The following is a 16,120-nucleotide window of genomic DNA, read 5'->3' as shown; positions in this document are numbered from 1 at the left end:
CAGGCGATAATATCAAAATGACAGTATCATTAATTCACCCAATTGCGATGGCAGAAGGTTTACGTTTTGCGATTCGTGAAGGTGGCCGTACTGTTGGTGCGGGTGTTGTTGCTAAAGTTATTAAATAATTTTATACACTAGCGACAATAAGAAGGGTGTCGTTTGATACCCTTTCTTATCTAGTCTGTTTAGCAAAATGTTTTTCTTTAAAGAGCATTTTGGAAAATAGATATTATTATAAATAACATAATCATAGGTTTTATATGCTAGTAAGTAACGAGAGTCAAGATACAAACACGAATCTAGACAAATTCAAATGGGGTTTAGTTCTAGTACTGATTGCGTTTATTGTCTGGGGGAATTTCTATTTTGCTGGACCTAATGATATATATCAACCAAATACTATCGTGCGAATTATTGCGGTTGTTGTAATTTCGTTGTTAACTTTATTTATTGCCTTTACAACAAATAAAGGTAAGGCATTTTATGTGTTTTTACAAGAATCTAGAAAAGAGCTAAGAAAGGTAGTTTGGCCAACACGTAAAGAGACCGTACAAACAACTTTACTCATTGCTGCAATTACTGTGATTGTCGGCTTAGCACTTTGGGGAATGGATTCTTTATTCCGTTCAATAGTCTTTTATTTAACATCAATAGGACGTTAATATGAGCGAAGCACAACAAAAACGTTGGTATGTCATTCAAGCTTACTCAGGTTATGAAGCGCGTGTTGCACAATCATTACGTGAATATATCAAATTACATAATATGGAAGACGCATTTGGCGAAGTATTAGTTCCTACAGAAGAAGTCGTTGAGATGAAAAGTGGTCAACGCCGTAAGAGTGAACGTAAATTCTTCCCAGGTTACGTACTAGTTGAAATGATAATGAACGATGCGACTTGGCATTTGGTCAAAAGTGTACCAAGAACTATGGGCTTTATTGGTGGTACATCGGATAGACCAGCACCGATCAGTCAACGTGAAGTTGATGCAATTATGAATCGCTTACAACAAGTCGGTGACAAACCTCGCCCTAAAACGTTGTTTGAACCTGGTGAGCTTGTGCGTGTTAATGAAGGGCCATTTGCTGACTTTAATGGTGTGGTTGAAGAAGTTGATTACGAAAAAAGTCGCCTAAAAGTTTCAGTTTCTATTTTTGGTCGTTCAACACCTGTTGAGCTTGATTTTAGCCAAGTAGAAAAAAGCTAATTTATTTGAATATTTTTAATTCAATGACAACAAAAATCACAGAAATTATTCTGTGATTTTTTTTATGCAAAAAATCTGCCTTAAAAATAACAATTACTACTTTTTATTCGCTATTTAAATGTAATGACGTAGATAGCCTTGTTTGGATCCACGTCAACGTTTTATCCTTTCGATAAAATGATAGGATAAACATAAAGGTGAATTTGTTCATCACCGACAGATATGATTTGTATTGCGTTTTAGTTTTTTGTCTATTTTTACTTTATTAGTATATTTCTACTAGCTACTCTTCTCATTAAGTATCTTCACTTAAAAATATTTTTATAGCTCATAATGGTGTAATTAACTTTATGATTTTAAATCAAATCTTTCATTTTGATGCTATTTATACATTATTTTGTATGGTATTGACTGTAACCATCTTATGGTTTGTTATCCTCGTATAGGCTATGCAATAATATTTTTGGTTTGAAATGATGATGATGCATAAGTTTGCTGGCTTTTAGGGAATGGAAGGTGATTGCTTTGTCATTAAAACAATAATAACAATTACCATATTAGTATGTGCCGTATACCCAACTCCGGCTATATTTTGACGATGTTCATGGACAGAAAAATTTATACCGTTTCAATTTATTAATATTTTATCAACGATCTATTTATTCGAGTTATTTTTAACGCAATTTTATTAGGTATTGCTGTTGGAGTTAATGCGGCATTTAGGGGTAATTTATGCACCGCATAGTGCTAGAATATGCTAAGCATATAATGGTTATAGGTCGAACTTTTTATTATCAATTATTACCCTGACTGTTGTTGTTAGACTTGTGTTATGCCGATGATGGGATGTTACGGAATTTGCTACTAACTATTTAGGTTTATCAAAAACTAATTTTATGGGTGTGCTAATATTTTTTTAGCACATTATCACTATGATTATATTTCAATTTTAGATTAAAAGCTGAAATGCCAAGATCAAATCAAACTTAAATCAACACAGTGTATTGTTGGTATTAGACTAGAAACTATTGAGTTGATGACCAAAAAAGCTGAAGATTGCCAAAAATATCATGCCGAAAATATAGTGTGCAGGGTGTCTTTGTATGAGATTTCAGTTAACTGGCATGATTAAATCTTATTTTTAAAAGTTAATTCCATTTAATTTAAAGCCAAAAGACGGCGATGAATTTTATCTAAAAATTCATCGAAAAGGAATGTTGGTATTAGATGAGTAAATTGCCTAGACAAATTCAATAAATTATTTTTAGCAATACAATTTGATTTGTTTAACTATTTCTATTTTTACTAAGGATAAAGTATAAGACTACCTTTCATAAGGCGATCTTATTTTATCTTTTACATCATTTGCTTTTGTATTGGTTGCTTTAGTCAACAGCAACCAAACAAGGATATATTTGTGTGCGAGTTTGCTTTTATTACAATATTCAAAATTAGCCCTTTACAATAAAATGCGTTTCAATGTTGCTCTTTTAGTAAAGATTATTATGGCTATATGTTAATTAGCAAAAATAAAAGTCAAAAAACAATATTAAACCTCACAGTTAAAATCTTCTAGTTGCTGCTGTAAATCTAACCATTTCATCTCTGATTCTTCTTGATCACCTTTAAGTTGGCTCTGTTTAAGTAATAATTCGGTTAATTGTGATTTATTTTCTGTTTCGTAAATAGTTGGATCAGCTAATTGTTCTTCAATCGCTTTTAATTGTTTTGTCAGGTGTTCAAGAACTTGCTCTTCTTTTTGCAACAATTTTTTTATTGGCTGCATTTGTGATCTTAATTCCGCTTCACGACGTTTTTGTTCTTTGCGCTCTTGCGAAGAAATATTTTGAACACTATCTTTTTTAGCCGTATCTTGATCGGGTTCAGGCTGATTTTCAGCTTTCTGTTCTTCAGCAAGCCATTTTTGATAGTCATCAAGATCGCCATTAAATGGTTCGACTTTATGATTGTGGACTAAATAAAACTCATCAGTTGTTGAACGTAATAGATGACGATCATGTGATACAACAACTAAAGCTCCTTCAAAATCAATAAGGGCCTCGGTTAATGCCTGACGCATATCTAAATCTAAATGGTTAGTGGGTTCATCAAGTAACAATAAATTGGGTTTTTGCCAAACAATTAATGCTAACACTAATCGCGCTTTTTCACCGCCTGAAAATGTTTTTACAGGTTCATTGACTTTATCACCATGAAAATCAAAACCACCTAAATAGTTACGCAGTTCTTGTTCTGTTATTTTAGGATCAGCAAGTTTGGTTAGGTGCCAAAGTGGCGATTCTTCACCACGCAAATACTCTAACTGATGCTGAGCAAAATAGCCTAATTGGACACCTTTGGCTAAATTAATATGGCCTTCTTTAGGTTGTAGTTCGCCCGCTAATAATTTAATTAAGGTCGACTTACCCGCTCCATTGCGTCCTAATAAACCAATTCTTGAGCCTGGCACAAGATTCAATTTAATTTTTTCAAGGACAATTTTATCTCCATAGCCGGCAACCACTTTATCCATCATCAATAATGGACTTGGTAAAAATTCAGAAGGTTTAAAATTAAAATGGAAAGGATTATCCACATGAGCCGGTGCTATCAGTTCCATTTTTTCTAGCATTTTAATTCGACTTTGCGCTTGTTTCGCTTTGGTTGCTTTAGCTCTAAAACGGTCGATATAACTTTGCAAATGAGCGACTTTCTGTTGTTGGCTTTCGTATAATGATTGTTGTTGTGCCAGTTTTGCTGAGCGCTGTGTTTCAAATGAGGAATAATTGCCTGTGTATTCAAATAATTTCTTTTGTTCGATGTGAATAATTTTATTCACTAGCGGATCTAAAAAATCTCGGTCATGTGAGATTAAAATTAGTGTACCTTGATAATTACTCAACCACTTTTCAAGCCAAATTACAGCATCTAAATCAAGGTGATTGGTCGGTTCGTCCAGTAGCAGTAAATCAGAACGACACATTAACGCTTGTGCCAAATTTAGTCGCATTCGCCAACCGCCCGAATAGGATTTAACCGGTAACAGAAGTTGTTCGTTAGAAAATCCTAAACCATGTAATAGTGTTGCAGCTCTTGCCTGTATTGACCAAGCATCAATGGTATCGAGTTTTTCATGAATAATTGCAATTTGTTCACCATTATTTTCTTGATTAGCAATGGCTAATTTCTGTTCTAATTGGCGATACTCTCGATCCCCATCAATAGCATACTCAATAGCAGGCACATCTAAAGCGGGTGTTTCTTGATTAACCCAAGCAAGTTGCCATTGTGCAGGAATGCTCAAGCTACCACCGTCTGCTTGAATTTCACCTTTGATTAGCGAAAATAAGGTGGATTTTCCACAACCATTCTTACCAACTAATCCCACTTTTTGTTTAGGATTAATAGTAGCGGAAGCATTATCTAATAGTAGATTAACACCTCGGCGAATTTGGATAGAATCAAAAACAATCATGATATTGCGATCTATTATTCAAAATAAAATGAGCTATCCTAGCAAAAATTGAAGTTCAAGTAAAATCAAAATAGGATGACCAAGATGGCAATGAGTCCTTATAATCTAACGGCTAAAATTGCACAACAACTTGTTGATAGAACCATGAAAATCATTGATTGTAATATTAATATGATGGATGCGTAGGTAAGGTTTTCAGATAAATGAAAGCCCTTTATGATTGCTAAAGGGCTTAACGTTGTTTAGTTCTATTATGATTGTTTGATTGCTGTTAACGATCGACGAATAAAGTACAAACAGATCGCCACAAATACCGCTAATCCCAAATATTGTGGTAATGTACCTAAGTCAGCCGATATAGCCAGTGGTGCATCACTACCGCCACTGGCAATACTGATAACAATCACTACCGCTAATAACACACCAACTAAACTTTCACCCACAATTAATCCCGAAGCAATTAACGCCGCTTTACGATCAACTTTTTTATATTGTGCTTGAGGATCTAAATTTTGTTTTTTTGCTTTAGCATAAGCGCTACGCTTAATTAACCACGACAGTATGGTGCCCACGAAGATTGGCATAGTAATGGTTGGCGGTAAATAGATACCTAAGCCCACCGCTAGTGCAGGTAAACGGAAGCGACATTTTGATTTTGCTAAAATTAAATCAATGATGATAATCATTGTACCGACCGCCAAACCGATTATAATCATGGTCCAATCAAGTTGATGAGAGAATATTCCTTTGGCGATAGTTGTTATTAAGGTTGCTTGCGGCGCAGCTAACACTTGTGACTGATCCATATCTGCTCGTGGTAATGCCCCAGTAAAACCATATGCGTTATAGAGAATCTCAAGAATAGGTGCGATAACAATAGCACCAACCACACAACCAATGAGTAAAGCAACCTGTTGTTTCCAAGGGGTCGCTTTAACAAGATAGCCTGTTTTAAGATCTTGTAAATTATCATTAGAAATACAAGCAACGGCTAAAACTGAACTGGTAGTAAATAGTGCTAACGCAGTCGCAAAATTGGATCCTTCAACGGATGCTAACATACCATTGGCTTCACCTAAACCTAATAAGATAAGTGAAATTACAATAGCTGCGACAATGGCAATGCCTGATATTGGGCTTGCGGACGAGCCAACTAGTCCAGCCATGTAACCACAAGCGGCAGCAACTAAAAAGCCCATAATAAAAGCAAATAGCACTGCACAAAATACTAATGCCCATGCAACGCCTGTTGATAACCCACTGCCAGAAATAAATGAATAAAAAGTCACGATTAAGATAATTAGTATCCCACCCATTATCAAAAAGATTGATTTAGGCGAGAGATCGCGATCTGTTTCGGCGATATCATTCGCTGAAACATCAGAACGTAAAGTGCTGAATGATATTTTTAAGCCTTCAATAACTGGTTTGATTAATGTTAATAATGTCCATATTGCAGCAATTGCAATTGTACCCGCACCAATGTAGCGAATGTCTTTTGCCCAAAGTCCCATAGCAATTTTAGATAAAGGCTCATTAGTATCATAATCGGTTATAAGACTTAAAATAGGAATACCAAATCCCCAACCAATAATTGTCCCAACTAACACAGCAATACCCGAAATAATACCAATCAAATAACCTGCGCTAAGTAAAGCTAACGAAAAACCCATTGGTAATTGAAAGATTGATTTACCACCGGTAAACCAATAAGAGATACTTTCAGATAGTAATCGAAAACCATTGGTACAAACGCTGACTACAGAAGCGATGACCCCACCGACTAAAATATCTTTCAGCCCTTCATTGGTATCGTTATCCCCTGATTTTGAGCCAGCTTTTAAAATTTCCGCAGCGGCGATTCCTTCGGGATAAGGTAGTGTGCTTTTTACTACCATAACATGACGCAATGGGATTGAAAATAATACGCCCAACATCCCTCCTGCAGCACATATGGCAAAGGTTTGTAAAAACGGAAAACCTTGCCAGTAACCAATCATTAATAATCCCGGTAATACAAAGATAATTGAAGACAGGGTACCCGCTGCTGATGCTTGGGTTTGCACCATATTATTTTCTAGAATGGTTGAGCCAGAAAAAAGCCTCAATATTGCCATAGAAATAACGGCTGCTGGAATAGCAGAAGAAAATGTTAATCCAACTTTTAAACCTAAATAGACATTAGATGCAGTAAAAATAATCGTTATAAAGGCACCTAGAATAGTGCCTCTTAATGTAAGTTCACGTAAGTTATTCATTTTTATTAATGTAATTGATTTATCATACCGACATTATATACTGAAATTTACTTTATTTGTTGTTTATCTGTTTTTGTTTGTCTTATTTGGATTTTTTTTTGCTTGTTAAATTTTTTTTAGTGTAATTGTGCTTGAATTTATTATGAATATTTTGAGTAGTAATAGGCTAGTAATATTAAAAAAATAACTGTTTTATTGTGAATATATTACAATATGCGCTTAGATCAATTTAATTGAGATATCTACCGTGAATGGATTAAAGCGTCTACAAGCTATTACAAAGCAACTTCGTGATCCGATTAAAGGTTGTGAATGGGATCGCGTACAGACTTTTACCTCATTAAAGCCTTATACTTTAGAAGAAACTTACGAAGTTTTAGAGGCTATCGATCAACAAGATATGCAAGAACTGAAAAATGAATTAGGCGATCTTTTATTTCAAATTGTTTTTTATGCTGATTTGGCTGACGAACAAAAGGTGTTTAATTTTGATGATATTTGCAATGCGGTTGCTGATAAATTAGTCCGTCGTCATCCACATATCTTTTCAGATAATCCTGCTGCAAAACCCAATTGGGAGCAGCTCAAACAACAAGAGCGTAATGAGCGAGCACAGTTCTCGATACTCGATGATATTCCTAATTCTCTTCCTGCTTTGATGAGAGCTGAGAAAATCCAAAAACGCTGTGCATCTGTTGGTTTTGATTGGTTAGCGTTGCAGCCTGTCTTAGATAAAGTAAAAGAAGAGCTAATTGAAGTCGAGCAAGAGCTAAATAAATCAACACTTGAACAAGGAAAAATTGAAGAAGAATTAGGCGATTTGATTTTTGCAACGGTTAATTTAGCACGTCATTTGAAAGTTAAATCGGAACTTTGCGCGCAAAAAGCAAATAACAAGTTTGTTCGTCGATTTAAACAAGTGGAATCACTATTAAAACAAAAAAATCTGGCTTTAGTTGATGCAACACTTGAACAAATGGAAGACGCGTGGCAAAGTGTTAAGCAATTAGAAAAATCAAATAGCGAAGTAAATAAAAATGACTGAACAAAAAAACGAACTGTATCAAGAAATAGAAGCATGGGCACAAAATGCGATATTACATAGTCCAACATGGAGCATTAATCAGCTTGATTACTCTGAAAAGAGCATCACTGTTGTAGAAATGATTATCAGTGAAATTGCCGAAAAAAACTTTAGTATTCCTGAAGAACAATTAAATATGATTGCTCAAGAGTATGGATGCTACCTATTACTCACCGCACATAAAATATATGGTGGCGAGTTTTATTATAATGAAGAGTTTGAACAACCTATGCTGATTTGCTGTGAACCCGATGCAATGATTGTGCTAATGACCTGGAATAAAGTGAAAGGGCGTTTATTGGGTGATAAAACTGATCATATTGCTTATTTTCTTGATGAGTTTGGTAAAGCGACTTTCCAACCTGAAAAAGGCACGCATGTGGTTTATTTATAACTTCATAAAGTGTATTGTTTAAGATTCTTAATGAAAAGGTTAAGTAAGATTAGCGCCTAAAGCTAAACTTAATCTTTATTCCAAGGATGGCTGAAAATGAATTACACACTTTATATCGGCAATAAAAACTACTCTACGTGGTCTATGCGGCCTTGGGTGGTGATGAAATACTTTGATATTCCCTTTGCTGAAAAATTGGTTAAATTCGATAGTTTTGATGAAGATTCTATATTTAAAACTACGATATCATCCATTTCAAAATTTGGAACTGTTCCGATACTTGTTGATAACGATCTTGTCATTACTGATTCTTTAGCGATTTGTGAATACTTAGCTGAACAGCATCGCAATTTAGCACTATGGCCAACGGATATAAAACGTAGGGCAATGGCTCGTAGCTTAGTTGCAAAAATGCATTCGGGATTTCAAGCGATTCGAAATTATTTACCCATGAATATCGAGGCTGAATTGCCAGAAGTTGGGCAGATAATTTTACGTGATCACCCCGAAGTTAAAAAAGAGCTCTTGTTCTTAGATGATTTATTAACGTCTTTTTTATCTTCTAACAAATCAAATGATCGCTATTTATTTGGTGATTTTAGTATAGCTGATGGATTTTATGCACCTTTATGCTTAAGATTAAAAAATTATCATATTCAGACAAGCTCAACTTTAGCTAATTACATTGAAACGATTTGTTATACTAAAGGTATTCAAGATTGGATAAATGCAGCGTTAAAAGAACACAGTTTTGTCACGATGGATGAACCTTATCGATTACACCGATAATTAAAGATTTTGCTAAAAAATAACCCCACTTAACATTGCGTAAGTGGGGGTAATCTTTGGATTTAATCTAAAAACGCAATCACACTTCTAAATAATCTAAAATTCCTTCTGCTGCTTTGCGTCCTTCGCTAATGGCAGTGACGACTAAGTCAGAGCCTCGTACTGCATCGCCGCCAGCAAAGATTTTGGCATTGGTTGTTTGATAACCTTTTATTTCTGGAGCGATAATGCGTCCTTTATCATCAAAATCAACACCATGTTCGGCTAGCCATGGCATAGCATGGGGTTTAAAGCCAAATGCCATAATTACAGCATCAGCAGGAAGAACAAATTCTGAACCTTCAATAATAACCGGTGAGCGGCGGCCTTTAGCATCTGGTTCACCTAATTCAGTCCTGACCATTTTCACGCCGGTAACGTGTCCGGTATTGCTAATTTCTATACTTAATGGTTGTACATTAAATTGAAATTGTACCCCTTCCTCTTTGGCGTTTTTAACTTCGCGTTTAGAACCCGGCATATTGGCTTCATCCCGACGATAGGCACAAGTCACGTTAGTTGCACCTTGGCGAATTGAAGTGCGGACACAGTCCATCGCTGTATCTCCCCCACCTAATACAACTACACGCTTATTTTTCATGTCGATGTATGGGGTATCTTTAGTTTGTTCATGATGCATTATGTGCTTAGTATTGGCGATCAAAAATGGTAACGCATCATAAACGCCGTTAGCATCTTCATTTTCAAGTCCTGCGCGCATTGATTGATAGGTGCCTGTTCCAATAAAAACAGCATCAAACTCATTAAGTAACTCAGATAATTGAACTGTTTTTCCTACTTCGGTATTTAGACGAAACTCAACTCCCATCTCGGTAAAAATTTTACGACGGTTAATTAATACTTCCTTATCCAATTTAAATGCAGGAATACCAAAGGTTAATAGCCCACCAATTTCAGGATGACGATCAAAAACTACCGGTGTTACACCATTACGTACTAAAACATCAGCGCAAGCAAGTCCTGCAGGACCCGCACCAATAATGGCGACTTTTAATCCGGTTTTTTCAACATTAGTTAAGTTAGGTTTCCAGCCCATTTTAAAGGCTTCATCGGTAATATAGCGTTCAATATTACCGATAGTAACAGCGCCAAACTCTGCGTTTAAGGTGCATGATCCTTCACAAAGTCGATCTTGAGGGCAAACACGGCCACAAACTTCCGGTAAACTATTAGTTTGATGAGAGAGTTCAACTGCCTCTAAAATTTTACCTTCATTAACTAATTTTAGCCAATTCGGAATATAGTTATGCACAGGGCAACGCCATTCACAATATGGGTTACCACAAGCCAAACAGCGATCGGCTTGGGCTTGAGATTGCGCAGGGGAAAATCCTTCGTAAATTTCAACAAATTCTATTTTACGAATATTCAACGGTTTTTTTGGCGGATCGACACGTTGTAAATCGATAAACTGATAAACATTTTGACTCATTTTCGTGCTCTCCTTACTGTGCTTGAACGCGTAGTTCTGCTGATGAACGACTACGATGACCAAGCAGCGCTTTTACATCGCTCGATTTAGGTTTAACTAAAACAAATTGTTTAGCAAAATCTTGCCAATTAGCTAAAATTTCTTCAGCGCGTGATGAGTGAGTAAGTTGAGCATGCTCCATGATTAAGCCTCGTAAGTGCTCTTCATGTATTGAATAATCAGCAACATTTAGCATTTCGACTAACTCTTTATTGATACGTTTATGAAAATCACCGTCAGCATCTAAAATATAGGCAAATCCACCAGTCATACCGGCACCAAAGTTAACCCCTGTTTTACCAAGTACGCATACAATACCGCCTGTCATATATTCACAGCCATTATCACCAATGCCTTCAACAACACTAATAGCACCAGAATTACGTACGGCAAAACGTTCACCGGCACGACCTGCGGCAAATAATTTACCGCCAGTTGCACCATATAAACAGGTATTACCGGCAATGGTTGCTTCATGGCTTAAAAATGCCGAACCTTGTGGGGGGCGAATGACTATACGTCCGCCCGCCATGCCTTTACCAACATAGTCATTAGCATCACCTGTAAGGGTTAAATCCACACCACCGGCATTCCATACTCCAAAGCTTTGACCGGCTGTACCATTAAAGTTAAGGTTGATAGGATCGGTCACTAAACCTTGATCGCCATATTTTTTAGCAATATAGCCGGATAAACTTGCTCCAACTGAACGATCGGTATTTTGAATTTCAAAATAGAAACTTTTGCTTTGACGATTATCCACCGCTTCTTGTGCTTGGGTGATGATCGCTTTATTAAGTAGCCCTTTGTCAAACGGTTTATTATCCTCAATACAATATACCGGTTTACCTTCAAGCGGTGTGGCTGTTTTAAGTAATCCTGATAAATCAAGTTTTTGTTGTTTAGCTGTTATGCCATCGAGTTCTAACAGCAAATCAGTACGACCAATTAAGTCGATGATGCGACTAACACCTAGTTCAGCCATAACTTCACGCGTATCACGAGCAATGAAGCGGAAATAATTCATCGCTTTTTCAGGTAATCCATGATAGTGCTCACTTCGTAATTTCTCGTCTTGAGTCGCAACGCCGGTTGCACAATTATTAAGATGGCAAATACGTAAATATTTACAGCCTAAGGCAACCATTGGCCCCGTTCCAAAGCCAAAACTTTCCGCCCCTAAAATAGCGGCTTTTACAATATCAACACCCGTTTTAAGGCCGCCGTCAACTTGTAGGCGTATTTTGTGACGTAAACCATTAGCAACAAGCGATTGTTGCGTTTCAACCAGACCTAATTCCCATGGCGAGCCGGCATATTTCACAGATGTTAATGGGCTGGCTCCGGTACCACCATCGTAACCCGAAATCGTGATTAAATCGGCATAAGCTTTAGCAACCCCTGTTGCAATTGTTCCAACACCCGGTTCCGAAACTAATTTAACTGAAATCATCGCTGTTGGATTGATCTGTTTCAGGTCAAAAATAAGTTGTGCCAAATCTTCAATTGAATAAATATCGTGGTGAGGAGGTGGTGAAATTAATGTTACCCCAGGGACTGAAAAACGTAATTTTGCAATATAAGGTGTGACTTTATCACCCGGCAATTGCCCTCCTTCACCCGGTTTTGCGCCTTGCGCCACTTTAATTTGAATCACATCCGCACTCATTAAATAACCTGGTGTAACGCCAAAGCGACCAGAAGCCACTTGTTTGATGCGTGACACTTTTATACTGTTATAACGAGCAGGATCTTCGCCTCCTTCTCCGGAGTTTGAAAAACCACCTAACGTATTCATTGCGGTTGCAAGAGATTCATGCGCTTCAGGACTTAACGCGCCAATTGACATCGCAGCGGAATCAAAACGTTTAAATAAAGCCTCTTCTGGTTCGACTTCATTAAGTGCAATAGCCCCACTTTCTGGTGGGTTAAGTTTTAATAAATCACGTAATGTAGCAACAGGTCGATTATTGACGATATCGGCATAACGCTTATACTCTTCATAACTACCATTATTTACAGCTTTTTGTAATGACTGCACCACATCTGGATTATAAGCGTGGTATTCGCCACCATGTACAAATTTGAGTAATCCACCTTGTTCTAATGGTTTACGACGTAACCACGCTTTTTTGGATAGGTTGAATTGGTCTTGAGCAAAATCATCAAAATTAGCACCACTAATTCGGCTTGTGACACTTTGGAAACAGAGTTCTACCACATCCTTATGTAAGCCAACTGCTTCAAACAGTTTAGAGCAACGGTAAGAGGCGACTGTCGAAATGCCCATCTTGGACATGATTTTATATAAACCTTTATTAATCCCGTTACGATAATTAAGTATGGCTTCACGGTAAGTTTTATTAATCGTACCTTTATCAACCATTTGCGCTAAAGTTTCATACGCTAAATATGGATAGATTGCAGTTGCGCCAAAGCCTAGTAAGACAGCAAACTGATGTGGATCTCGACAGCTTGCAGTTTCAACAATAATATTGGCATCGCAACGTAAATTTTTCTCAACTAAACGTTGTTGCACGGCACCAACAGCCATTGGCGCAGGAATTGGTAGGCGATCGGCTGCAATATTTTTATCTGATAGAATCAGCAATACTGTGCCATTTTTTACTTTGGCTTCAGCATCACCACAAAGCTGTTCAATTGCATCACGTAAGCTACCATCAATTTCATAAGTAATATCAAGCGTTTCTGATTTATAGTATTTTGACTCTAACGTCGTTAACTGCTGAAAATCTGAATACACTAAAACTGGATATTTAAATGCCACACGATGCGCTTGTCCTTCCGCTTCGGCAAACACATTCATTTCACGGCCAATACTGGTAGAAAGTGACATAACGTGCGCTTCACGCAATGGATCGATAGGTGGATTGGTTACTTGCGCAAATTTTTGTCGGAAGTAATCATAAATTAAGCGAGGACGGCTTGATAATACTGCAAATGGCGTATCATCGCCCATAGAGCCTGTTGCTTCTTGACCATTTTCACCTAAAACGCGAATGCATTGATCAAGTTCTTCATTGCTATAACCAAATTGTTTTTGGTAAGTCGCCAGTAATGTATCATCATAATCACGAGAGCCGATATCATCATCAGGAAGATCTTCAACTGGAATCAGACGTTTTACATTCTTTGCCATCCACTCTTTGTATGGGTGACGTTTTTGTAAATCGTTATCGGTTTCGGACGATTGTAAAATGCGACCTTCTTCGGTATCAATCACCAGTAATTCGCCCGGACCAACGCGCCCTTTAGTTACCACTTCATCCGGTTGGTAATCCCAAATACCGATTTCCGATGCGCAGGTAATGAGTTTGTCTGTGGTAATAACATAACGAGCAGGGCGTAGACCGTTACGATCTAAGTTACAAGCAGCATAACGACCATCCGACATAACAATGCCTGCTGGACCATCCCATGGTTCCATATGCATAGAGTTAAAATCAAAAAAGGCACGCAGATCTTCATTCATATCTGGATTGTTTTGCCATGCTGGCGGAACAAGTAAACGCATTGCACGCACTATATCCATCCCACCAACAAGGAATAATTCAAGCATATTATCAAGTGAACTTGAATCTGAACCCGTTACATTCACAAACGGTGCTGCATTTTGTAAGTCAGGTATAAGCGGCGTTTTAAATTTGTAAGATCGCGCTTTGGCCCATTGGCGATTGCCCTCAATAGTATTAATTTCACCATTGTGGGCTAAATGTCTAAATGGCTGGGCAAGTGGCCAACGTGGTACAGTATTGGTTGAAAAACGTTGATGGAATAAACAGATTGCTGTTTCCATACGAATATCTGCCAAATCTAAATAGAATCGAGGTAAATCTTTAGGCATGCAAAGACCTTTATAGATATTGACCTGATTTGAAAAACTACAGACATAAAACGTATCATCTTGCACACGTTTTTCTATGCGACGCCTAACCATATATAAACGACGCTCTAAATCAATTTTTGTCCAACCCGCAGGCGCATTAACAAAGACTTGTTCAATTCTTGGTAGTGATGACAGGGCAATTTCACCCAACACACTTTTATCAATTGGCACTTCGCGCCAACCTAAAATTGATAAAGTTTCATCCGCTAACTCTTCTTCAACAATTTCACGACTAGCTTGAGCTTCGGCTTCATCTTGGCTTAAAAATAGCATGCCTACAGCATAATTTGTTGCTAAACGCCATCCGGCATCTTCAGCTACTAGCCTAAAAAATCGATCGGGTTTTTGCATTAAAAGCCCACAGCCATCGCCCGTTTTACCATCAGATAAAATGGCACCACGGTGCTGCATTCTTGCCAATCCGTGAATTGCTGTACGCACCACCTTGTGACTTGGTTGCCCTTCAATATGGGCTATCAAACCAAATCCGCAGTTATCTTTTTCATGATGCTGGTTATATAACATATCATTGCCTCTAAATCATCGCTTTTATATTTTGTGAAGGTATAGGCATTAATCCCATAATGGCTAAGAAATTAAAGAAAAAAGGTATTTTGGTCAAATAAATATTACTTATAAGTCAATCTTTTAATAAGGTCTATCAGAGTTATTAATGAAGCTAATAATTGATTTGTAGCTTGTTGATTATTAAGGTAATGATTAAGTATATGGCTTTTATTCTCAAAAAAAATTATATAATTAATATCAATGATAATTGTTATTTTTGTAAATAAGTTTAACTAAATTAAAATGTTTAAGTATGAAATTATATGAGAATTTAATTATTCTAGACAAAAGTGTTTGTAAAAAAAACTTATCCAGCAGGATTAACTTATTTTTAACCAATTAGTTAATATTATTAAATTAGCTTAATATCGCTTATTGAATTAAAAATTCAATATAAACAAACAAAGTGATTGCAAATTACTCAAAAATAGGTATTTTGTAATCTAATATGGTGTATTTTTATGCTTATAACGTTTAAATTAATACAGATGTTTTAAATATTTAGCAAAATAATCATCTGATTTAATAAGAAAATAATGCTGAATAATTGTGAATTTAAAGAATGTTAATCATTTAACATATATTTGAATATAACTTTATTCATAAGATCTGAATCTGATAGAGAGGATTATATGGATATGGAAAAAGGAATAGCCACTCTTATTACTCAATATGGTAAAGGTGTGAGTAATGGGCTTAATGGTGCAATCAGCCATAATCGTTACACATTAACAATTGAAGCACTAGGCTCAGCAATATCGGTATTAGAGGTAAGCAGTGATGAAGCCCTTAACCAGCCCTGGCATTATCGCATTTCTTTTACAAGTTCAGATAAACACCTCACGCTTGACTCGGTTTTAAATCAAAAAGCCGCATTTATTTTTCACCCGGCGAATAATTTCA

General features: G+C 36.7%; 10 protein-coding genes and 2 pseudogenes. 8 read left to right on the top strand and 4 right to left on the bottom strand.

Features of this window, described 5'->3' with window-relative positions; all coding sequences use genetic code 11:
* The 3 genes and pseudogenes from J3U66_RS12620 to nusG form a co-directional block, all read left to right on the top strand.
* Positions 1-128 (top strand): annotated as a pseudogene (locus tag J3U66_RS12620) (elongation factor Tu); the annotation flags it as partial.
* A gap of 135 nt (positions 129-263) precedes the next feature.
* Positions 264-665, top strand: coding sequence for a preprotein translocase subunit SecE (gene secE, locus J3U66_RS12615; protein WP_065633262.1), 402 nt, complete (start codon positions 264-266; stop codon positions 663-665).
* A gap of 1 nt (position 666) precedes the next feature.
* Positions 667-1,212 carry a transcription termination/antitermination protein NusG gene (nusG, locus tag J3U66_RS12610; protein WP_065633261.1) on the top strand — a complete coding sequence of 182 codons (546 nt, stop codon included), beginning with the start codon at positions 667-669 and terminating at the stop codon, positions 1,210-1,212.
* A gap of 1,549 nt (positions 1,213-2,761) precedes the next feature.
* Here the strand turns inward: nusG and J3U66_RS12605 are convergent.
* Positions 2,762-4,687 carry an ABC transporter ATP-binding protein gene (locus tag J3U66_RS12605; protein ID WP_267349230.1) on the bottom strand — a complete coding sequence of 642 codons (1,926 nt, stop codon included), beginning with the start codon at positions 4,685-4,687 and terminating at the stop codon, positions 2,762-2,764.
* 84 nt (positions 4,688-4,771) lie between these two features.
* Here J3U66_RS12605 and J3U66_RS12600 point away from each other — a divergent pair, with 84 nt between their 5' ends.
* Positions 4,772-4,873, top strand: a complete 102-nt coding sequence (locus J3U66_RS12600) for a sugar diacid recognition domain-containing protein (RefSeq protein ID WP_218056795.1) — start codon at positions 4,772-4,774, stop codon at positions 4,871-4,873.
* 65 nt (positions 4,874-4,938) lie between these two features.
* Here the strand turns inward: J3U66_RS12600 and J3U66_RS12595 are convergent, their stop codons facing one another.
* The gene (locus J3U66_RS12595; protein ID WP_267333826.1) at positions 4,939-6,945 is read right to left on the bottom strand and encodes an OPT family oligopeptide transporter; all 2,007 of its coding nucleotides are present in this window, start codon (positions 6,943-6,945) and stop codon (positions 4,939-4,941) included.
* Between the two features lie 238 nt (positions 6,946-7,183).
* Here J3U66_RS12595 and mazG point away from each other — a divergent pair, with 238 nt between their 5' ends.
* The 3 genes from mazG (at position 7,184) to J3U66_RS12580 (ending at position 9,212) form a co-directional block, all read left to right on the top strand.
* Entirely contained in the window at positions 7,184-7,990 is an 807-nt protein-coding gene (mazG, locus tag J3U66_RS12590; protein WP_416379747.1) for a nucleoside triphosphate pyrophosphohydrolase, read from the top strand.
* Entirely contained in the window at positions 7,983-8,423 is a 441-nt protein-coding gene (locus tag J3U66_RS12585; RefSeq protein ID WP_065633257.1) for a hypothetical protein, read from the top strand. The genes mazG and J3U66_RS12585 overlap by 8 nt, the downstream gene beginning before the upstream one ends.
* A 96-nt stretch (positions 8,424-8,519) precedes the next feature.
* Positions 8,520-9,212 carry a glutathione S-transferase family protein gene (locus J3U66_RS12580; RefSeq protein ID WP_267344649.1) on the top strand — a complete coding sequence of 231 codons (693 nt, stop codon included), beginning with the start codon at positions 8,520-8,522 and terminating at the stop codon, positions 9,210-9,212.
* Between the two features lie 79 nt (positions 9,213-9,291).
* Here J3U66_RS12580 and J3U66_RS12575 read toward each other — a convergent pair whose 3' ends face one another.
* Both J3U66_RS12575 and gltB read right to left on the bottom strand, forming a co-directional pair.
* Positions 9,292-10,704, bottom strand: a complete 1,413-nt coding sequence (locus J3U66_RS12575; RefSeq protein WP_267349228.1) for an FAD-dependent oxidoreductase — start codon at positions 10,702-10,704, stop codon at positions 9,292-9,294.
* Positions 10,705-10,717: 13 nt separating this feature from the next.
* Positions 10,718-15,175: a glutamate synthase large subunit gene (gltB, locus tag J3U66_RS12570; protein ID WP_267349226.1), complete on the bottom strand. Its 4,458-nt coding sequence runs from the start codon at positions 15,173-15,175 to the stop codon at positions 10,718-10,720.
* A 680-nt stretch (positions 15,176-15,855) separates the two neighbouring features.
* Here gltB and J3U66_RS12565 point away from each other — a divergent pair.
* A pseudogene (locus tag J3U66_RS12565) lies at positions 15,856-16,120 on the top strand (hypothetical protein); the annotation flags it as partial.

This window comes from Gilliamella sp. B2969, from assembly GCF_026536195.1.
Lineage (GTDB): Bacteria > Pseudomonadota > Gammaproteobacteria > Enterobacterales > Orbaceae > Gilliamella.
This window is presented reverse-complemented; position numbering and strand designations above follow the sequence as displayed.